The organism is Streptomyces sp. NPDC101194 (assembly GCF_044767885.1).
GTDB lineage: Bacteria > Actinomycetota > Actinomycetes > Streptomycetales > Streptomycetaceae > Streptomyces.
Genome location: NZ_JBIWOS010000008.1, coordinates 359,686 through 378,479, shown reverse-complemented (window position 1 = coordinate 378,479; position 18,794 = coordinate 359,686). Strand labels below are relative to the sequence as shown.

Genomic DNA, 18,794 nt, shown 5'->3' with positions numbered 1-18,794 from the left:
TCTCCGACGGCGGCGAAGAACAAGTCGTCAACCTCGTCCGCTTGTACACCTGCCGGAGTGGGCAGGCGAACCGCCGGCTCTTGGACGAGCCGAGGCGCTCGCCGAGGTGACGAGGCTGCTCGCACCCGGCGACAGCGGGCGGTGAGTGCCCGCGTCCGGAATCACCTGTTGACCGCCAGTGGAGTCCACTCTCTTCATGCCGGTGTGCAAGGGTGAAAAGACGCTGAGCCGGGGGCGGCGGTGCGGGAGGCCGGGATGCGGGTCACCTACCCCGAGGAACTCGACTCGATCGGCGACAGGCTGGTGGAGACGGCCGACCTGGTCGGCTGGTGGCCGCCTCAGCCACGGCTTGGCGGAAATGCCGGGTTCACGTCAACTGCCGAGCCAGGCGAGGGCAGCCACTGTCATGGCGCTGACGCCGGTGTCCAGGGTGGGTTGGACGACGGGGGCGAAGGCAGGACTGTGGTTGACGGGGACGTCCTGGGCGATGGTGCCCTTCCTGGCGGCCTCGGCGTACAGCTCGGCGTCGATGCCTCCAATGCCCCAATAGGTGAACGGCGCGCCGAACGCTTTGGGGATCTCGCTCATGTCCTCGCTGGCGGTCTGCAGGTCGATGGTGTGTGCGTCGTCGCCGAAGTGGGCGGCGAACGCCTCGGCGACGTGCCGGGTCGCTCCCTCGTCGTTGACGGTGGGCGGGAAGGAGGCCGTTCGCTCGATCGCGGGTCCCTTCGGCGCCCCGGACGCCTGGCACTCGGCCCGGACGATGCGCTCGATCGCTTCCAGCACCTGGTTCCTCGTGACGTCGTCGTAGGTGCGGACGTTGAGGTCGATGGCAGCGCTGTCGGGGATGACATTGGGGCCGGTACCGGCGTGGACGCTGCCTACCGTGACGACGGCGGGGGTGGTGGCGGAAAGTTCCCGGGAGACGATGGTCTGCAGGCGTACCACGATCATGGCAGCCATCACCACGGGATCGACCGCGGCCTGGGGCATGGAGCCGTGAGCCCCTCGACCGTGAACAGTGATCTGCAGGCTGTCCGCGGCCGACAGGAAGGGCCCCGGGCGGGTGCCGACGTAGCCCGCCGGATAGGGCAGGACGTGCTGGGCGAGGACGACGTCGGGCCGGGGCACCCTTGCTGTGAGACCGTCGTCGATCATGGCGTGGGCGCCGTCGCCGTTCTCCTCCGAGGGCTGGAAGAGCGCCACGAAGGTACCGCGCCAGGCGTCCTTGGACTGGGCCATCAGCCGTGCGCAGCCCAGCAGAGCGGTCACGTGCACATCGTGCCCGCAGGCATGCATCACCGGCTGCTCGGTGCCGTCCGGGCCGGTCACGGTCACGGTGGAGGCATAGGGCAGACCGGTCTGCTCGCGTACGGGGAGCGCGTCCATGTCCGCGCGGGCCATGACGGTAGGACCGTCACCGTTGGCCAGTACGCCGATCACGCCCGTGCCGCCGACCCCGTCAATGACCTCGAAACCGAGGTCCCGCAGGGCGTCGGACGCCTTCCTCGCCGTGCGGTGCTCCTGCAGGCCGAGTTCAGGATGCCTGTGCAGATCCCGGTAGAGGTCCTCGAGATCGGAGCGGATACCGACAAGGCCGGACAGCACTCCACGGTTTCGGTCGGTCACGACGTCTCCTTGCGCGGGTCGGACTGATCTCCGTTGCCGCTCCCGGCCGTAGTACCGCGCCGCAGCGACGCGGCCGGCTTCGACCGGGGCTGCCAGTCCAGGCTGTTGGGCAGATTCCAGCCGAACCGCAGGGCAGTGAGCCGGAAGGCCAGGGCCAGGACGATGCCCAGGCCGACGCCGATCGCCGGAACGCCGAGGTACACGCAGATCACCGTGACTCCGGCGACCACGACGGCGACGGTGGCGTACAGACCGTTGCCCCCGAAGACAGCCGGCACCCGGCCGAGAACGACATCGCGCAGGGCGCCGCCGCCGACGGCGGTCACGGTGCCCAGGAGGATGGCCGGAAGCCATCCCAGACCGACGGCGAGCGTCTTGTTGACCCCGGTGACCGCCCAGAACCCCAGGACGGCGGCGTCGAGAGCGGCGAAGAGCCGGGTCCAGGACGCCTCGCTGATCTTGATGAGGAAGACGACCACTGCACCTGCGACGGCGGTCGGCAGATAGGCGTAGTCGGTCAGCGCGACCGGTGTGCCGTGCTGCAGCAGCACGTCCCTGATCATGCCTCCGCCCAGACCGGAGATGACGCCCACCACGAGGAACCCGAACAGGTCCAGGCCGGCCGTGCGGGCCACGGCGCCCCCCAGCAGTGCGCACGAGAAGACACCGGCAAGGTCGAGATAGCGCGTCACGACCGTGATCCCGGCGGGGATCAGGGAAGCCGACGCCACACCTACGGTGGACACGATGACGATCCTAGTGACTCGGCGTCTCCACGGCATGCGCACACGGCCACGGACAGTGATGTTCCGTAACGGTGCACGTCCGCCCTGTCGGACTGCCCGCACCCACATCGGCGCAGAAGGTCCGGGCGGGTGCAGGACCGGGTGACTCACGGCGTCGTTGCTCTTCTCGAACTGCTGCGCGGTGGCGGGCGAGGGCGGTGTCCCGGCAGGCGTTACCGATCACGTCCAGCAGCGGCTCGCGGTGATCGCGGGTGCCCGCCCGGCACCATGGGCCTACGCGTCGGCCCCATAGGTCCCGTACTCCGGAAGCCCCGTCGATTCGAAGATGTGCACCGACAGGCCGCCCGGTGTCGTCTGATGGGTGACGAGCCGCAGGCCGGCCGGTGCGCCGCCGTCCGGGAACAGGCGTCGGCCCTGGCCCACCACGACCGGGGCGATCACGAGCCGCAACGTGTCGATCAGCCCGGCGGCCAACAGGGACTGGGCCAGCTGCGCGCTGCCGTGGATCTGCAGTTCCCGGCCGGGCTGCCGCTTCAGCTCGGCAACCTGGGCGGGGACGTCGCCGGACAGGATCGTGGTCGGATTCCACTCGGCCTTGACCAGGCTGTGGGAGGCCACATACTTCGGCAGGCCGTTCAAGATGCCGGCGGAGGGGTGGTCGGTCATCTTCGGCCAGTCCCGCGCGAAGTTCTGATAGGTACGGCGGCCGAACAGGAACGCGTCCGCCTCGCCGAGCCAGGTGCCGGCCAGCCGCTCGAACTCCTCGTCCAGGTGCGGCACGAACCAGCCACCCCGCGTGAACCCGTCGCTGGTGTCCTCCTCCGGGGACCCCGGCCCCTGGGAGACACCGTCGAGCGTCAGGAATTCCTGCACAACCAGCTTCATCGCACACCGACTCTCTCTTCGACCTCGATGGCCGATTCGACGGGAGACGCGACCGTCCCCACACCTCGGACGCCGTGGCGCGCAGAAACTCATCGGTCCGAACGCCGCTGACCTTGGCGGCCTGCGCGAGCCCGCGGGGCTCCGCCGGCAAACTTGCAGGTCGGATGACCGGCGAGGAGCGCGTGGCCACCTATCACTACTGGCCACCGTATCGGTGGACGTCACAACACACCGCCATAGCCGGACCCCATCCGAATGAACGTCGACACCAGGACGACAAACACGCTCACCAGACACGCTCGCGCCCAAGGCGAGCGTGTCGCCGCCGAACTCACGGTGCACGGGCGCACGCTCAAGCACGTGACGCTCAATCTCAACCGGATCGGCGGCATCGCCCGCGTCGCCCTCGTTCTCGACACACAATGAAGGTGATCTCGCTTGAGAGGGCGTCACTCTCCCGGAACCATCGTCTCGATGTCGGCCCGGATCGGCAGAGCCTGTCGAGTCCAGCTGCGTTGAGTGAGACTGGGGGCGGCCTCCGAGCGATCCGGAGTCGTGAACTATGACGAGGGGACGGAAGAACATGAGCCGCCTGACCGTGGCGATGCAGATCTCCATCGACGGATACGTCGACAGCAGCCTGCCGAACACCAGCTGGCAGTTGTGGAACTGGGGCCCCGACTGGCCGTGGAGCACGGACCTCCGCGCGGCCTTCAACGGCCTCCTCACTGACGCCTCGGGCATCCTGCTGAGCCGCCCCATGACGGATGAGGGTTACCTGGGGCACTGGGGCCGGATGGCAGAGCAGCATCCCGACGACCCCGACTGGGAGTTCAGCCGCGCCATCGGCGCACTCCCCAAGTTTGTAGTGAGCCGGTCAGGGAGGCCCGAATTCGACTGGCCCCGAACCACAGTGCTCAACGGTGAGCTGGCCGACACCGTGGAACAGGCGAAGAAGCAGGCCGGCGGGGATCTGGTCTGCTTCGGCGGCGCCGGCCTGGTCTCCGCCCTGCTGCAGGAGGACCTGGCCGACGAGCTCCGGCTGTTCACCAACCCCGGCTTCGCGGGGGCGGGAACCAGCATCTTCGGGCCCCGGCTCGCCATGCGGAACTACCGGGCCGCCGACTCGGCCGCGTACGCCTGCGGCATCGTGGGGACCCGCTGGCTCAGGTAGCCGCGCGCGAGCACACAGCGTTCAGGCAGTTCCGGCCCCGCGTGTTCCACAGGGGCGGGCATCTGCGAAGGCGCTCGTTCCCGGTCGAGGTCGCCTTCGCCCAGTCCGTCCCGGTTCTGCCCGAGAGGACGGGCTTGTGATACAAGCCCAAATGCGGCGGTTCTCCAGATACTCAGATGTGTCTCGCGTCGTTAATCACTTGTCCGGTCCGATCTCACCGGTGAGGATCAGCGGATGCCTACAGCTGTGTCGGACGGGCGCGCGGGAATCAACGCCGCCCTGGTGAAGCGGTTGATCGCCGCTCAGTTCCCTCAGTGGAGCCGTCTGCCCGTGGTCCCGGTGGCTGTCGACGGCTGGGACAACCGCACCTACCGCCTCGGTGACGACATGACGGTCCGTCTGCCCACCGCAGCCGGCTATGCCCCTGCGGTCGGCAAGGAATGTGATTGGCTGCCTCGCCTGGCCCCCGCGCTGCCGGTGGATGTCCCCACCGTCCTGGCCAAGGGAGCCCCCGGCGCGGGATACCCCTACCCCTGGTCCGTGCGCGGCTGGCTGCCTGGCGAGACGGCCTCTCCCGAACGCATCGACGACATGACCCGGTTCGCCACCAGTGTTGCCGGGTTCATCCTCGCCCTTCAGCGATGTGAATCCAAGGGCGGTCCTCTCGCTGGGGCGCACAGCGGGTATCGCGGCGCGTCACCCGCCCACTACGACGACGAGACGCGTCGCTGCATCAGCGCCCTGAGCGGCCGGATCGACACCGCGAGGGCCACCGAGACCTGGCAAGCGGCACTCGAGGCCCCCTGGCGTGGAACGCCGGTGTGGTTCCACGGCGACATCGGCGGCAACAACCTGCTTGTCGCCGACGGCAGGCTGTCGGCCGTCATCGACTTCGGTACCTCGGGCATCGGCGATCCCGCCTGCGATCTCGTGATCGCCTGGACGATGCTCCGCGAGAAAAGCCGCGAGGCATTCCGGCACACAGTCGGCCAGGATGACGGCACCTGGGCCAGGGCCAGGGGCTGGGCACTTTGGAAGTCCCTGCTGACGTTGACCCAGTGCTCCGATCCCAGGGACGGGCGAGTCGCCGTCCATCTCGATGTGATCGACGCGGTGCTGGCCGACCACGAACGCTTTGCGTAGCCCGGACCGGCGCCGACACGCTCCCCCACCGCCCAACGCCACCGGCCTGCGAGACGACCTTGCTACCGCCGCCCGACACCCGCAAGCGCGGGTGGCAATCGAATTCGCTTGCTCACCTGACAAGTGCCTCCGACGGGTGGGGGAACCCTGACCTTGGCGGTGCTCCTTCTCGCTGGTCGGAGGCATTCTTCGGTGCTGTCACCTGCACGTCGTCACGGGTTCCAGGCGCAGCTGCCGAGTTGGCCAGGGTGGCGCCTCGGCCAAGCCGAACCAGACCCGGACGTCCACCCCGGTGCGGACGGGCAGGAGGGGGTAGTCGTTTTCGGCGTGCTCGGTGCGGTGCAGCGCATGGTGCGGGCCCAGGTGCCGAGCGGCGTACGCGTCGAAGGCAGCCGCGTGCGACGGCCGGCAGACCGTCGCGATCACCTCGCGGGTGCCCGACTCCGGCGCGAAGCCCGGACCACGCAGCAGCAGGACGTCGTCGCTGTCGATCATGGTGGCGTTGGCCGCGTCGCGGTGATCCCGCCAGACCGTGCCGGTGTAGAACGCCTCCAGTGCGCGTCGACGGTGCGTCATGTCGGGGAACGTGCGCACCCAGACGAAGCGGTCCGGGTCGTCAAGGTCGCGGAACCGGCCGCCGACGGTGATGCCGACCGCCTGCTGGCCGGTCACGAACTCGCGCTCGAACAGCTCGATCAGTGTCTCCCGGGCGCCGGGATGCAGGGTGTACTGGCGGAATTCGACGATGCTCATGCGCAGGCCGACCCGGTGCGGGTGAGGTCCATGATCCAGTTGAGCTCCCAGGTATGGCCTGCGTCGCCGGAGAACTCCTGCTCCCAGCGGGCAGCGTCCGTGCCGAGGCGGTACCAGGTGAAGTGCACCCGGATCGGGCGGCCGTCGTAGGTGTCCTCGCCGTGGAAGTCACCGCGGTCGCCAGTGAAGCTGCCGATCACCGGCGGATCCAGCCGGCCGGTCCGGCTGTCCGACCAGTGGATCGACCACTGATGTGTTTCGCGGTCGAACAGCCGCAGGGTCACGCCCTGGCGGCCGAGGGTGGGGAAAGTGATCTCGTCGAAGTTCCCGGCGCCCCCGAACAGCGACCGGGTCACCGAGTGGCCGGGGAACTCCTCCCAGGCGCCGGCACCCGGGCCGCCGAACGGGGCGGTGAGGCGGCGGTTGACCACGTTCCAGGAGCCGTGCAGGAAGTCGAAGTCGTCCATGCGCCGCAGGTTAGGGGAACTCCGCTGACATCCACTGTCAGTGGATACTGGGGAGCATGCGTGCGAGCCGCCTGGTCACCCTGCTTCTGCTGCTCCAGAACCGGGGCCGGATGACGGCCCAGCAACTGGCCGAGGAGTTGGAGGTCTCCGTCCGTACGGTCTACCGGGACGTCGAGGCGCTCGGTGCCGCCGGTATCCCGCTGTACGGCGACGCCGGACACGCGGGCGGCTACCGACTGGTCGACGGCTACCGGACCCGCCTCACCGGGCTGACCGCGGACGAGGCGCAGGCCGCCTTCCTCGCCGCACTTCCAGGCACCGCCGCCGATCTCGGCCTCGGCGAGGCGCTCACCACCGCCCAACTCAAGTTGCGGGCCGCTCTTCCGGCGGAGCTGCGCGAGCCCGCCGACCGGATCAAGGAACGCTTCCTGCTCGACGCCCCTGGCTGGTACGGCGACGCCGACCGTACGCCTCACCTGGTCGCGGTCGCAGGCGCGGTGTGGGCACGGCGTGCAGTGGTCCTGCGGTACCGGCGCTGGCGGGCACCGGAGGAGATCGAGCGGCGGGTGGAGCCGTACGGGCTCGTTCTCAAGGCCGGCCGCTGGTACCTGGTCGCGAGCGGGCCGTCCGGAATCCGCACCTACCGGGTCGACCAGATCATCGAACTCCACCGCCTGGAGGAGGAGTTCGGCATCACGGACGGTTTCGACCTGGCCGCGCACTGGAACAGCTATCTGGCCGACTTCCGAGCCCGGCTGCACACCGGGGAGGCTCTGGTACGGCTCACCCCGAGGGGCGCCCGCCGCATCGGCGTGACACCCTCGGGTGGCGGATGGACGGAGACCTGGGTACCCATCGAATCGATCGACCACGCCCACGGAGAGTTTCTGCGGCTGGGCACCGACATCGAGGTCATGGCACCGGCCGAACTCCGCGACCGGATCGCCGAGACGATACGGGCCCTGGCCACCCGCTACGAGAGATGACTCCGGGCAGAGATCTCCCGACCGGAGCACCGGCGTCGTCCCTGGTCGCTCTGTGCGACAGGACGTGTATCGGAAGTGGATCGTGCGCATAGGATGCCGGCATGTCGCTGAGCCGCATGGTCCTCTCGTCCGGTCGTTCGATCGAGCTCACCGAGCTGCGAATGTCTTCGACCTATGAGGGAATGCTGGAGGGCTACCCGTGCAAGCTCATCAACGACATGGAGGTCAGTGGCCTCCAGCAGGAGGCCGAACGCGCGTTTCCCTCCACGCCGGTCCATCTCGTTCCGCCCTTCCGCGAGTACCCGGACCAGACCGCCGGCGCCTTCGGCCCGGTCGAGGTGCTGCCTTCCGTGGCTTGCGTCGGCGTCTTCCGCTCGACAGCGGTCGCCCCTGAGCTCGACCCGGTGCTGCACCGTTCCGCCCTCACCGTCGTCTGGTTCCAGCCCATTCCGGACGTACCGTCGGGCCAGGACGCCGACCCGGCGCTTCGCAGCATTCGCTGGGAGGAACTGGCCCAGGACTACGAGCTCTAAGGGCTGTCCCGTAATCCCTGGTGGATCAGCGCGCGGCGTCGGATGCGGTGCATCGCAAGGCGGAGGGACGTCCGCATACTGGATGTATGCGGACGTTCCGACAACGCGGCGAGGTGCCGTAGCCGTCGTCGCGCGCCCGCCAGGGATTACGGGACAGCCCTTAGTGTCGAGTTCCTGATTCAGGTGCGAGCAGCGGGCGCGGCCGACGCGGATGTCCGCACCCGGAGCGTCCTCGACGGCGGGGGCCGGGGGCGGCGCGCCGGACCGCGGCGGCTGCTCAGGTTCCCGGTGGGCCGGGGTGGGCACGCGCAGCGCCTTCGTCAGGCGGAGCACTTTCGTGAACCGGCCGGTGTGGTGGGTGTCGACGACCGCGCCGCCGCGCGAGCGGCAGGGCGGTCCGGACTGGACGCCGCAGCACGGACACGGGGGGCGCTCGACATCGCCCCCTCCGCCCCGTTCTCGGCTCACGCCTGGCTGAGTGCTGGGTCGGCCCGGGAGGCTCGCAGGCTTGAGTGGCACGGCGCGTTCTGGACTCACGGCGCCGGATCGATCCCGGTCCCTGTGGTGCGTACGGCGCGGGCGTAACGGGCGGCTAGGTCTGTGAATGCCGTGGCCAGTTGGGGTGGGCCGAGGACTTCGATATCGGTGTCGAAGCGGCCGATAGCGGCGGCGAGGCCGGTCCACGACCAGGAGCCGAGGGTGAGTCGGCAGTGGTGGGGGCCGAGTTCCACGACGATACCGTCCTGGGCGAAGGGAGCGACCTCGGCGGCCGGGAGCTGGAGGACGACTTCGCCTCGGCAGGGCCAGTCGGTGGTGGTGCCGTCGTTGCCGCGGAATCGGCCAGCGACGAAGACGGCAACGTCACCGCCGGGGAGTTCGCGCGGGCTGAAGCGGGGACCCGTGGGGGTGCGGGGCCGGATGCGGTCAACGCGGAAGGTGCGCCAGTCCTCGCGGTCGAGGTCCCAGGCCACGAGGTACCAGCGACGACACCAGGTGACCAGATGGTGGGGTTGTACGCGGCGGACGTCGTCGGCCGAGGTGCTCGGGCCCGGTGTGTAGTCGAAGCGCAACTCCTCACGGACACGGATGACGCGGCTCAGCTCCACCAGGACCTGAGTGTCGACCCGCGGGGTGTCGCGGGCTGTGGGTGGCGAAACGGCGGTGATGCGCAGCAGGTCCATGCGGTGTCGAAGGCGGGGTGGCATGACCTGGCGCAGGGTGGCCAGGGCGCGAGTGGCGTCTTCGGCGACAGTGGTGCCGGTGGCCGCGGTCTGGAGGGCCACGGCGAGGGCGACGGCTTGGTCGTCGTCGAAGAGCATGGGCGGCATGTGAGTGCCGGCCTCCAGGCGGTAGCCTCCAGCCGGTCCTTTGACGGTTGTGACGGGATAGCCGAGTTCGCGCAGACGGTCGATGTCTCGACGCACGGTGCGTGAGGTGATGTCGAGACGCTCGGCGAGGTCTTCGCCGGACCAGTCACGCTGCGTCTGCAGCAGGGAGAGCAGCGCGAGCAGCCTGGAGGACGTTTTCTGCATGACACCGATTCTTCCCGCAGTACAGGACACAACCTGTCCTCTACGTCGGGCAGGGTGGCATACGAGCCGTCCGGGAGGCATCGCCCCTGGTCACGGCAACCGCCACCGGACCTGTGCCGGCCCGGCGGAGTATTCGTCACACGAAGCTAGGAGCACGCCATGTCTGTTACGACCACCACCCACCTGAACTTCCGGGGCACGGCACGTGAGGCGCTGGACTTCTATCGGTCCGTCTTCGGTGGACGTACTGCCGCGGTCACCTACAAGGACGCGGGCGCCGTGCAGAACGAGAGCGAGGCGGACTGGGTGATGTGGGGCGAGGTCGTCGGCGACAACGGCTTCCACGTCATGGCCTACGACGTGCCCTCGGATCTGCCCTGGAACCGGGGCGAGAACCCGTTCTTCGTCTCCGTGCGCGGTGACGACGCCGACGAGATCAGCGCCCTGTGGCGCAAGCTCGCCGACGGCTCGACCGTCGTGCGTCCGCTGGAGCCTGCGCAGTGGGCGCCGCTGTACGGCATGCTCAACGACCGCTTCGGCATCACCTGGGTCCTGGACGTCACCGCCCCCTACAACGGCTGAACCGGCCCAACCGACATCTCCGCGCCGTCCGGGCCACCGCAGACACACGGGTGCCCGGACGGCACAGGCACCGAGCAGGTACAACACCGGAAGGAAACGGGTCACCGTGCGGATGCGAAAGCTGGGACGGACCGGCATCGAAGTCAGCGCCTGCTGCCTGGGCACCATGATGTTCGGCAGGATGGCCGATCCGGATCAGGACGGCTGTGTGCGCGTGATCCACCAGGCACTCGACGCGGGTATCGATTTCGTCGACACCGCCGGCGTCTACGGTTGCAGCGAGACCGAGGAGATCGTCGGCAAGGCCGTCGAAAGACGCCGCGACAAGGTCGTGCCGGCGACCAGGTTCAACGGACCGATGGACGAGAACCCCAACCGCGGCGGCAGCTCCCGGCGGTGGATCGTCCAGGCCGTCGAGGGCTCGCTGAAGCGGCTGCAGACCGACTGCGTCGACCTTCACCAGATCCACCACCCCGACCCGCACACGCACAACGTGGAAACCCTCTCCGCGCTCACCGACCTGGTGCGCGCCGGGAAGGTCCGCGCGATCGGCTCCTCCAACCTGCCGGCCTCCGAAATCGTCGAAGCCCCATGGGTGTCCCAGCAGCGGGGCCTGCACCGCCTGCGAACCGAGCAGCCCACCTGCTCCGTACTCAACCGCAGCATCGAGCGCGAGGTTCTGCCCACCTGCCGCCGCTACGGCCTGGGCGCCTTGGTGTGGAGCCCGCCGGCCATCTCCTGCACCCCTCTCGCCCTCAGCAGCACGGACCTGCGCCGACGCCCGCCCCACGAGCGGGCCGCAGCCTGAAGCCATGACCGTTCTCGACAGCCGCGCCCTCAACCGCGCCACCCTCGCCCGCCAGCACCTGCTCACGCGCAGCGACACATCCGTGCCCGAAGCGGTGGCCCACCTGTGCGGGCTGCAGGCGCAAGAGCCCCAGGAACCGTTCATCGGGCTGTGGTCCCGCCTTGCCGACTTCGAACCCGAGCAACTGAACGGCGCGCTGACCGAGCGCACCGTGGTGCGCACCCACCTGATGCGCCGCACCGTCCACCTCGTCACCTCCGACGACGCGCTCGCCTGGCGAGCCCGCCACGACACCATGCTGCGCCAACGCATGCTGGGCACCTACCGACGTGAACTGGCCGGCATCGACTTGGACGAGGTCGCCGCCGCAGGCCGCCCGGTCATGGCCGACGAGCAGCCCCGCACCATGAGCAAGCTCGTACAGGCCGTCGAAGACCGCTGGCCCGGTCCATCACGCCGGGTTCTGGGCGAACTGCTCGTCGCCGCCCTCATCCCCATGGCCCAACTCCCGCCCCGCGGCCTCTGGCACCACACCGCCGGCGTACGCAACCTGCCGTTGGCCACCTGGCTGCGACGGGACATCGACTCCCTGCCCGCCGGGGAGGGCGATCCCATCGGGCAGCAACTGCTACGCCGCTACCTCGCCGCCCACGGGCCCGCCGCCGGCGCTGACCTACGCGCCTGGTGCGGCCTCGCCGGTCTTCCCGCCGCTGTCAAAGCCGCCCGGGAGGAACTCGTCGTCTTCCGGGACCAACGCGGCCGCGAACTGCTCGATCTGCCCGACGCACCCCGCCCCCACCCCGACACCCCGGCCCCCGTCCGGTTCCTCCCTGCCTTCGACAACGCCATCCTCGGCTACCACGACCGCAGCCGCATCGTCGACGCCCCGCACCTCGGTCTGTCCGTCGCCGGCCACCGCGTGGTTCTGGTCGACGGGCGCGTCGCCGCCACCTGGACCGTGCGCGGCCACCACCTTCGCATCAGTTCCCTGCGCCCTCTCACCGCCCTGGAACAAGAAGCTGTCCACTCCGAAGCGCAGGATCTGATCACTTTTCTGGACGAAGGCATCGATCATGTCCAACTCGACACCGGAAGCTGACGCAGCCTGTTCGCCTCCGCCGGGGAAATGCGGACTGGCGCGCGTCGTCGGCGGCACTTGCTCTCGACCATGTGCGCGTCCGGGTCACCGGACGGTGAAACCGGCCGCCTCGGTGTCCAAGGTCGTGGTGCCGTCCTGCGCGGTGGCCAGGACGGCGATGTGCCAGGCACCGCGCGGGGACGATGCGGCGTCGGCACCGGTGACCCCGGCGGTGTAGGTGCAGCGCACGGTGTCCTGCCCCGAGGGCTTGCAATCGGCCGACTCCACTGCCGCCATGTCCTTGGCGGTCAGGCCCTTCTTGGCCAGGGACGAGTTCTGCGGCCAGGCCAGCACCTTCACGCTCTTGACACCGGAGGACGCCGTGACATCGGTGGCGAAGGCCAGCACGCCGTCACGGTCCCCGTCGGGAGCGGTGTAGCGGGCAGTGCTGTGCGTCAGCACCGGGGCCTGCTCTGCGGCCTGGGCGAAAGCGAAAGCACCGGCACCACCGAGAAGAACGACACCACCAACAACGGACAGAGCAACACGTCGGGACATGGGATTCTCCATAACTGCCTCAACACCGAATCGGGACGGCGCCGCTCTGTTGCGGCGCTGCACCGATACTCGCCGCGCGAGGATGCGCCGGACATGGGCGCTCGTACTCAATCCGACCTGAGTGGGCGCCCGCCACGAGTGCGAAGAAGAGCCGGAACCCCTCGCCCGCCTCATGCGCACGACGAGCGGACCGCCACATCGGCGAGCACGTGATCCTCTGTACGTTACGGCTGGTGTCCGGGCCAGGGCTTCATGGCCGTGTCATGGAGGGATGGTGTCGATCGTGTCCTTCAGGCAGCGCAACGCGGCCCCGAGCTCGTCCCGGGGTGGTGTGGCGAGGGCAAGTCGGAGTGCTTGGGGACGGCGAGGTCCGGTGGCGAATGCGTCTGCGGTCGACACGAGGATCCCCTTCTCCGCGAGCACCGTCGCGACGTGATCGGGGCGCTGATGCGGCTTCAGGCCGAGCCACACGACGTAGGAGACCGGGTGTGCCGTGATGTCCATGCCGGCGAGCGCCGCGCGGGCGATGGCCTGCCGGGCGGCTGCGTCCTCGCGACGTTCTTCCTCCAGGCGGGTGACCGTTCCGTCGGCGATCCAGCCGGTGGCGAGCGCGGTGACGACTCCCGGGGCTCCCCAGGCCGCGGTACGAAGACCGCTCGTGACCGACTCCAGATGGCGGTCGGGCAGGATGGCGAAGCCGAAGCGCAGGCCGGGGGCCACGTTCTTGGACAGTCCGGCGACGTAGAAGGTCCGTTCGGGCGCGAGGGCCTGGAGCGGTGGTGGCGGCGAGGGTTCGAGGAACGCGTAGGTGCCGTCCTCGATGATCAGGCAGTTGTGTGTGCGGGCGAGGGCGGCCAGCCGGTCGCGCTGCTCACGGTCGAGCACCCAGCCGAGTGGGTTGTGCACGGTGGGGATCGTGTAGATCGCGCGGACGGGCCGGGTGCGGCACAGCTGATCGAGTGCGTCGAGGTCCGGTCCCGTGGCTGTGACGGGGATGGGGGCCGGATCGAGGTCGTGTGCCGAGGAGAGGAGCTTGATGCCCGGGTAGGTGAGCGCGTCGACGGCGAGGACGTCACCGGGCCGTGTGAGAGTCTGCAGCACGATGTCGAGCGCCTGCTGGGTCCCGCTCGTGAGCAGGACGTTCTGCGGCACTGTGTCGATCCCCCGACCCAGCAGGTAGGTCGCCACGATCGCCCGGTCGTGGCGGTGTCCGCCCGGCGGGTGCTGGCGCAGCAGCGCCTCGACGTCTCCCGACATCGCCATCGTGCGCAGGGCCAGCCGCAGTTGGTCGGCCTGCCCGGGGGCCAAGGGCTGGTTGAACGACAGGTCCGCCACCCGGGGCACCGGCAGCGTGCGTGATGGTTCGAGCCCGTCGTAGCCGGACCGCACTCGGACGAACGTACCCCGGCCCGGCTCTCCCACGACCAGCCCCAGAGCGGCCAGTTCGGCATAGACGCGGGTGGCCGTGGCCAGCGCGATCCGCCGCTCGCGCGCGAGAGCACGGTGTGTCGGGAGCCGGGTGCCGGCCGGGATCGCGCCGGAGCGGATGGCTGCGGCGAACTCGTGGACGACGGCCTTGTAGGAGGACGGTCTCATGCGGCACCTGCTGTCCGTCGCGGAGGCGGATGGGAAATGCGCTCCATTGTATCCAGGACAATTAATGGATCGTCCTGGATCGCGAGTCATAGCCTCGATGAGTCCGAACCCAGGCGAAACGGAGTAACCCGGCATGACCGTACGCATCGAGCGGGACGACCAGGTCGTAGTGATCACCATCGACCGGGAGCAGAAGCTCAACGCCCTGGACTATCCGACGATCGACGCACTGCTCGCACAGCTCGACGTCATCGACTCCGACGACAGCATCCGGGCGGTCGTCCTGACCGGCGCCGGGCGCAGGGCGTTCAGCGCGGGCGCAGATATCCCTTCGCTTGCGGCCAGCATCGCCGGCGGGCCCGAACGTGCGCTGCGCGAGATCGTCCGCCGGGGCCACACGCTGACCCGGCGGATCGAGGAGTTCCCCAAGCCGGTGATCGTCGCGGTCAACGGCCTCGCCTACGGTGGTGGCTGCGAGATCACGGAGGCCGCCCCGCTCGCGATCGCCGCCGAGCACGCGTCATTCGCCAAACCCGAGATCTCCCTCGGCTTTCCACCCCCCTTCGGCGGCTCCCAGCGCCTGCCGCGGCACGTCGGTCGCAAGCGCGGCTTGGAGATGATCCTGACCGGCGACCCGATCCCGGCCGCCCGAGCCGCCGAACTGGGTCTTGTCAACACCGTCGTACCGGCCGACGAGCTCATGGACGCCGCGCGTGACCTGGCCGCGCGGATCACCAGGCACGCACCGACGGCTGTAGCGGCCTGCCTGCGCGCGGTTACCCGTGGCGTCAACCTGCCGATCGACGAGGGCCTGGCGGTCGAGGCGGCGTGCTTTGCAGCCACGGTCCCCACGGACGGAGTACGGACCGGCCTGCGCCGGTTCCTCGACCGGACGGCCGCGGTCGACCGAACCTGACGTACTCGACCGCGGCCGTCTCGGTCGCGCCGGTCCGAGCCGGGATGTGCGAGGACCTACCGACCTTCGGACGGCCGGTGATTGCCGAGAGGAGACCCGGGGCGAGCAGGACAGTCGAGCCAGGCCCCACGGTAACGACCCGTGGGGGAACTTGCTGCACACCCGTGCTGAACGGATGAGCCCTCGCCGCCCGGTTCGGGATCGCGTTGGCCTGCGACATCCGGAGCGCCTCGGGAAATGTCGAACCCACCGTGAAACAAGGACCCACGTCGTTCTACGAGAAGACAGACGAGGTCGGGGCAGGAGAGCACCTTGATCGATCACAATGCGACCTATGTGAACGGAACGTGGGCGCCGGGAGCGGCTGAAGCGATCGCCGTCGCGAACCCGGCCACCGAGGACGTGATCGGTGTCGTCCCCAACGGCACTGCCGCGGACGCGGACCGGGCAGTGCGGGCAGCACGCGCGGCGTTTCCCGCCTGGGCCGCGACATCGCGCGCCGAGCGGGCGGAGTACCTGCGCAAGCTGCACCACGGCCTCGCCGAACGGTCGTCGGAGATCGCTGAAACGATCGCCACCGACGTCGGCACGCCGATGCGTATCGCCACCCGGATTCAGGCCGCACTCCCCCTGACCGACATCGCCGGCTACATCGACCTGCTGCATGAGGACCGGACCGAAGAGCGGATCGGCAACTCGCTCGTCCTCACCGAACCCGCGGGTGTCGTCGCGGCGATCACGCCGTGGAACTACCCGCTGCACCAGATCACCTGCAAGATCGCGCCCGCGCTCGCCGCCGGCTGCACCGTGGTGGTCAAGCCGAGTGAGGTGGCTCCCCTTGCTGCGTACCGGCTGTTCGACGCCATTCACGAGGCTGGTTTCCCACCCGGCGTGGTGAACCTGATCAGCGGCTACGGCCCGGGCGTGGGAGAGGCACTGGTGACGCACCCCGAGGTGGACGTCGTCTCGTTCACCGGTTCTGTGCGCGGCGGTGCCCGTGTCGCCGAGCTCGCAGCACGGTCGATCAAGCGCGTCACGCTCGAACTCGGGGGCAAGTCCGCCAACGTGATCCTCGACGACGCCGATCTCAGCACTGCGGTGAAGGTGGGCGTGGCCAACGCGTTCCTCAACGGAGGGCAGACCTGCACCGCCTGGACCCGCATGCTCGTCCCCGTACAGCGCCACGCCGAGGCACTGGAGATGGCGAAGAGTGTCGCGGAGGGCTTCGTGCCCGGAGATCCGCTCGACCCGAAGACCAGGCTCGGGCCACTGGTGTCAGGCGCCCAGCGCAACCGGGTACGCGGCTTCATCAGGCAAGGCATCGAAGCCGGCGCGCGCCTGGTGACCGGCGGCACCACCGCGCCCGAGGGCTTCGACCGCGGCTACTACGTACGGCCGACCGTGTTCGGCGGAGTCGACCCGGACTCGGTGATCGCACAGGAGGAGATCTTCGGCCCTGTGCTCTCGATCATCCCGTTCGAAGGCGACGACGAAGCTCTCGCCATCGCGAACAACTCCGCCTTCGGTCTGCACGGCGCGGTCTGGTCGGCCGACCAGGATCGCGCAGTCGCCTTCGCGCGGCAGGTCCGTACCGGGCAGATCGACATCAACGGCGGCGCCTTCAACCCGCTCGCTCCGTTCGGTGGCTACAAGCAGTCCGGCATCGGCCGGGAGATGGGCCGGCAGGGCCTGGCGGAGTTCCTCGAGACGAAGTCCATTCAGCTCTGAAAGGTCACGGAGATGCCCCCTCAGGTGTTTGGCCGGCCGTCGTGGAAGGACCGCCGCCCGTCGGGGCCTCCGTGTGCGTTGCGGAGGGAAGACTCGGACACGGCCGTGTGGCGCAGATGTTCGGCGAGCGCCGTTGTCCTTGCTGATTCCTCCGACCGGCGACCTCCGTGGTGGCAGTCAGGTCCGGTTGACGGAAATCGTCTTGGGAGAGTCGATGGAAGTGGATACTGGCCCTGAATGCAGACATGGATGAGGAGCACTGCCGGTGACCAGCGACAACCGCATAGGACCGCCCAGTTTCGGAAACGAACGCGACACGCTGCGGGCATTCCTCGACTACCACCGCGCGACCCTCGCCATGAAGTGCGAAGGGCTTACCGATGAGGAGCTGCGGCAGCAGTCGATGCCGCCGTCCACGCTTTCGCTGCTCGGTCTGGTGCGGCACATGGCAGAGGTGGAGCGTGCTTGGTTCCGTCGCGTGTTCGAGGACAACGACGCACCCATGGTCTGGTCCGACAGGATCGACTTCCAGGCGGCGTACGACGCGAGCGCGTCGACCAGGGAGGAGGCGTTCGTGACCTGGGAGGCCGAGGTGGAGAACTCGCGCCGTATCGAACGGGATGCCGAGTCCCTGGACCAGGTCGGGTATCAGCCAAGGTGGAGCGAGGAGGTATCGCTGCGGATGGTGATGGTGCACGTCCTCCTGGAGTACGGCCGACACAACGGGCACGCGGACTTTCTGCGTGAGGGTATCGACGGGATCGTGGGCGCCTGAGTCCACAGGACGCCCATCTCCATATGCCGGGCAGTCGGGAGAATCACCCGCGCGGCTGGAGGGGAAAAGTCCAACGTCATTGCGTGAAAGCAGAGTTGGACCAACCCGTCATCGCGCTCCATGTGAAGACCGACGATCCACTGAAGGATTTGCCGCAATGGGCCCCCTGGCGACCGCCCGTAGGAATCGCGGCTCGGCGACGCGGAGCTGGTGACGTCGGCGATGATGCAGGTCATGTCGGGCTTCGCCTCCGAGGCCGGGTGGCTGCGGCACACCTGCGCTCACCTGCGGCATCTGTTTCCCCACCTGCACCAGCAGCCCGGCTGCGACCAGCGGTTGCGCGCAAGGCGACTGATCCGATCCGGCGCCTCACCCGCACGCCGGCCCGCAGCACCCCCTGTGGACCGACGATGTATGGGTGGTGGATTTTTCACCGGTCGAATGCAGCCGCTCCCGCGAGACTGTCGATTGCACCTGGTGTGCACCCTGCACGGTCTGCCGATCGCCTTCGCGCTGAGCGGAGCCGAGGCCGATGAGCGCGAGACGCTGCTGGACCTGCTCGCCGTCGAAGCAGAACTCATCGACGCACGGCCAGGACAGACCTTGATCGACGACAAGAACTGCTTGGATCGCAGCACCGGGGTGGACCAGCCCGCCCTGCGGGCAGACATGCCAAAACGGATGCCTGTCATCTGCGGAGAGGCGTGAGGAGTTCACCAAGCCGCTGGTGGCAGGCGGGGTCAGGGCCTGACATCCGGTGTGCGGCGGGCTTGTACCGGCGCAGGTTGCCGCGAGTGAGCAGCGGTTGGCGTCAGCGACGGTTCCGATTCGCTGTTCTCACCATCGGTCATTCATGAGAGGTCGGGCGACTCCAGCGTTGACGCCGCCCGCCCGCTGCTCAACGC

The 18,794-nt window shown here is 68.9% G+C and carries 19 protein-coding genes and 1 pseudogene; 12 read left to right on the top strand and 8 right to left on the bottom strand.

The genetic code is table 11. The features are described 5' to 3' along the window. Window positions 1-372: 372 nt before the first annotated feature. The 3 genes from ACIRP2_RS28395 to ACIRP2_RS28385 form a co-directional block, all read right to left on the bottom strand. The gene (locus tag ACIRP2_RS28395) at window positions 373-1,629 is read right to left on the bottom strand and encodes a M20 family metallopeptidase (protein WP_404255089.1); all 1,257 of its coding nucleotides are present in this window, start codon (window positions 1,627-1,629) and stop codon (window positions 373-375) included. After that, the gene (locus ACIRP2_RS28390; protein ID WP_404255087.1) at window positions 1,626-2,375 is read right to left on the bottom strand and encodes a trimeric intracellular cation channel family protein; all 750 of its coding nucleotides are present in this window, start codon (window positions 2,373-2,375) and stop codon (window positions 1,626-1,628) included. Before ACIRP2_RS28390 ends, ACIRP2_RS28395 begins: the two co-directional genes overlap by 4 nt. A 273-nt stretch (window positions 2,376-2,648) precedes the next feature. Beyond that, window positions 2,649-3,260, bottom strand: coding sequence for a dihydrofolate reductase family protein (locus ACIRP2_RS28385; protein ID WP_404255085.1), 612 nt, complete (start codon window positions 3,258-3,260; stop codon window positions 2,649-2,651). A gap of 255 nt (window positions 3,261-3,515) precedes the next feature. Here ACIRP2_RS28385 and ACIRP2_RS28380 point away from each other — a divergent pair, with 255 nt between their 5' ends. From ACIRP2_RS28380 to ACIRP2_RS28370, 3 genes are all read left to right on the top strand, one after another. Then, a complete protein-coding gene (locus tag ACIRP2_RS28380; RefSeq protein ID WP_404255083.1) occupies window positions 3,516-3,686 on the top strand; it encodes a hypothetical protein in 171 nt (56 codons plus the stop codon). 157 nt (window positions 3,687-3,843) lie between these two features. After that, window positions 3,844-4,434, top strand: a complete 591-nt coding sequence (locus ACIRP2_RS28375; protein WP_404255081.1) for a dihydrofolate reductase family protein — start codon at window positions 3,844-3,846, stop codon at window positions 4,432-4,434. Between the two features lie 234 nt (window positions 4,435-4,668). Beyond that, window positions 4,669-5,577 (top strand): aminoglycoside phosphotransferase family protein, encoded by a 909-nt coding sequence (locus tag ACIRP2_RS28370; protein ID WP_404255079.1) that lies wholly within the window; start codon window positions 4,669-4,671, stop codon window positions 5,575-5,577. A 198-nt stretch (window positions 5,578-5,775) separates the two neighbouring features. Here ACIRP2_RS28370 and ACIRP2_RS28365 read toward each other — a convergent pair whose 3' ends face one another. Continuing rightward, window positions 5,776-6,330 (bottom strand): NIPSNAP family protein, encoded by a 555-nt coding sequence (locus tag ACIRP2_RS28365; protein ID WP_404255077.1) that lies wholly within the window; start codon window positions 6,328-6,330, stop codon window positions 5,776-5,778. Further along, window positions 6,327-6,797 (bottom strand): hypothetical protein, encoded by a 471-nt coding sequence (locus ACIRP2_RS28360; protein ID WP_404255075.1) that lies wholly within the window; start codon window positions 6,795-6,797, stop codon window positions 6,327-6,329. Before ACIRP2_RS28360 ends, ACIRP2_RS28365 begins: the two co-directional genes overlap by 4 nt. Window positions 6,798-6,853: 56 nt before the next feature. Here ACIRP2_RS28360 and ACIRP2_RS28355 point away from each other — a divergent pair, with 56 nt between their 5' ends. Beyond that, a complete protein-coding gene (locus tag ACIRP2_RS28355) occupies window positions 6,854-7,783 on the top strand; it encodes a helix-turn-helix transcriptional regulator (protein WP_404255073.1) in 930 nt (309 codons plus the stop codon). 101 nt (window positions 7,784-7,884) lie between these two features. Continuing rightward, window positions 7,885-8,316 (top strand): hypothetical protein, encoded by a 432-nt coding sequence (locus ACIRP2_RS28350; protein WP_404255071.1) that lies wholly within the window; start codon window positions 7,885-7,887, stop codon window positions 8,314-8,316. Window positions 8,317-8,849: 533 nt separating this feature from the next. Here the strand turns inward: ACIRP2_RS28350 and ACIRP2_RS28345 are convergent. Further along, a complete protein-coding gene (locus ACIRP2_RS28345; RefSeq protein WP_404255069.1) occupies window positions 8,850-9,848 on the bottom strand; it encodes a helix-turn-helix transcriptional regulator in 999 nt (332 codons plus the stop codon). 159 nt (window positions 9,849-10,007) lie between these two features. Here ACIRP2_RS28345 and ACIRP2_RS28340 point away from each other — a divergent pair, with 159 nt between their 5' ends. The 3 genes and pseudogenes from ACIRP2_RS28340 (at window position 10,008) to ACIRP2_RS28330 (ending at window position 12,337) form a co-directional block, all read left to right on the top strand. Beyond that, complete coding sequence (locus tag ACIRP2_RS28340; protein ID WP_404255067.1) at window positions 10,008-10,430, top strand: VOC family protein; 423 nt, start codon at window positions 10,008-10,010, stop codon at window positions 10,428-10,430. A gap of 106 nt (window positions 10,431-10,536) precedes the next feature. Next, a pseudogene (locus tag ACIRP2_RS28335) lies at window positions 10,537-11,163 on the top strand (aldo/keto reductase); the annotation flags it as partial. Window positions 11,164-11,242: 79 nt separating this feature from the next. Then, window positions 11,243-12,337 (top strand): winged helix DNA-binding domain-containing protein, encoded by a 1,095-nt coding sequence (locus ACIRP2_RS28330; protein WP_404255065.1) that lies wholly within the window; start codon window positions 11,243-11,245, stop codon window positions 12,335-12,337. A gap of 84 nt (window positions 12,338-12,421) precedes the next feature. On the opposite strand, the gene ACIRP2_RS28325 is transcribed toward ACIRP2_RS28330, so the two are convergent. Both ACIRP2_RS28325 and ACIRP2_RS28320 read right to left on the bottom strand, forming a co-directional pair. Next, the gene (locus ACIRP2_RS28325) at window positions 12,422-12,874 is read right to left on the bottom strand and encodes a DUF5707 domain-containing protein (protein WP_404255063.1); all 453 of its coding nucleotides are present in this window, start codon (window positions 12,872-12,874) and stop codon (window positions 12,422-12,424) included. A 261-nt stretch (window positions 12,875-13,135) separates the two neighbouring features. After that, window positions 13,136-14,470 (bottom strand): PLP-dependent aminotransferase family protein, encoded by a 1,335-nt coding sequence (locus tag ACIRP2_RS28320; protein WP_404255061.1) that lies wholly within the window; start codon window positions 14,468-14,470, stop codon window positions 13,136-13,138. A gap of 133 nt (window positions 14,471-14,603) precedes the next feature. Between ACIRP2_RS28320 and ACIRP2_RS28315 the strand changes: the two genes are divergently transcribed. The 4 genes from ACIRP2_RS28315 to ACIRP2_RS28300 all read left to right on the top strand — a co-directional run bounded on the left by ACIRP2_RS28315 (window position 14,604) and on the right by ACIRP2_RS28300 (window position 18,597). Beyond that, complete coding sequence (locus ACIRP2_RS28315; protein WP_404255059.1) at window positions 14,604-15,386, top strand: crotonase/enoyl-CoA hydratase family protein; 783 nt, start codon at window positions 14,604-14,606, stop codon at window positions 15,384-15,386. A 312-nt stretch (window positions 15,387-15,698) separates the two neighbouring features. Beyond that, window positions 15,699-17,114 carry an aldehyde dehydrogenase family protein gene (locus tag ACIRP2_RS28310; protein WP_404255057.1) on the top strand — a complete coding sequence of 472 codons (1,416 nt, stop codon included), beginning with the start codon at window positions 15,699-15,701 and terminating at the stop codon, window positions 17,112-17,114. A gap of 265 nt (window positions 17,115-17,379) precedes the next feature. Further along, window positions 17,380-17,889 carry a DinB family protein gene (locus tag ACIRP2_RS28305; RefSeq protein ID WP_404255055.1) on the top strand — a complete coding sequence of 170 codons (510 nt, stop codon included), beginning with the start codon at window positions 17,380-17,382 and terminating at the stop codon, window positions 17,887-17,889. Window positions 17,890-18,366: 477 nt separating this feature from the next. After that, window positions 18,367-18,597 carry a hypothetical protein gene (locus ACIRP2_RS28300; protein ID WP_404255053.1) on the top strand — a complete coding sequence of 77 codons (231 nt, stop codon included), beginning with the start codon at window positions 18,367-18,369 and terminating at the stop codon, window positions 18,595-18,597. The last annotated feature ends 197 nt before the right edge of the window (window positions 18,598-18,794 follow it).

Excerpts from the sequence above, each read along its gene's own strand:
- ACIRP2_RS28385 (WP_404255085.1), bottom strand. The coding sequence starts at position 3,260 with ATGAAGCTGGTTGTGCAGGAATTCCTGACGCTCGACGGTGTCTCCCAG.
- ACIRP2_RS28380 (WP_404255083.1), top strand. The coding sequence starts at position 3,516 with ATGAACGTCGACACCAGGACGACAAACACGCTCACCAGACACGCTCGC.
- ACIRP2_RS28375 (WP_404255081.1), top strand. The coding sequence starts at position 3,844 with ATGAGCCGCCTGACCGTGGCGATGCAGATCTCCATCGACGGATACGTC.
- ACIRP2_RS28370 (WP_404255079.1), top strand. The coding sequence starts at position 4,669 with ATGCCTACAGCTGTGTCGGACGGGCGCGCGGGAATCAACGCCGCCCTG.
- ACIRP2_RS28365 (WP_404255077.1), bottom strand. The coding sequence starts at position 6,330 with ATGAGCATCGTCGAATTCCGCCAGTACACCCTGCATCCCGGCGCCCGG.
- ACIRP2_RS28360 (WP_404255075.1), bottom strand. The coding sequence starts at position 6,797 with ATGGACGACTTCGACTTCCTGCACGGCTCCTGGAACGTGGTCAACCGC.
- ACIRP2_RS28355 (WP_404255073.1), top strand. The coding sequence starts at position 6,854 with ATGCGTGCGAGCCGCCTGGTCACCCTGCTTCTGCTGCTCCAGAACCGG.
- ACIRP2_RS28350 (WP_404255071.1), top strand. The coding sequence starts at position 7,885 with ATGTCGCTGAGCCGCATGGTCCTCTCGTCCGGTCGTTCGATCGAGCTC.
- ACIRP2_RS28345 (WP_404255069.1), bottom strand. The coding sequence starts at position 9,848 with ATGCAGAAAACGTCCTCCAGGCTGCTCGCGCTGCTCTCCCTGCTGCAG.
- ACIRP2_RS28340 (WP_404255067.1), top strand. The coding sequence starts at position 10,008 with ATGTCTGTTACGACCACCACCCACCTGAACTTCCGGGGCACGGCACGT.
- ACIRP2_RS28330 (WP_404255065.1), top strand. The coding sequence starts at position 11,243 with ATGACCGTTCTCGACAGCCGCGCCCTCAACCGCGCCACCCTCGCCCGC.
- ACIRP2_RS28325 (WP_404255063.1), bottom strand. The coding sequence starts at position 12,874 with ATGTCCCGACGTGTTGCTCTGTCCGTTGTTGGTGGTGTCGTTCTTCTC.
- ACIRP2_RS28320 (WP_404255061.1), bottom strand. The coding sequence starts at position 14,470 with ATGAGACCGTCCTCCTACAAGGCCGTCGTCCACGAGTTCGCCGCAGCC.
- ACIRP2_RS28315 (WP_404255059.1), top strand. The coding sequence starts at position 14,604 with ATGACCGTACGCATCGAGCGGGACGACCAGGTCGTAGTGATCACCATC.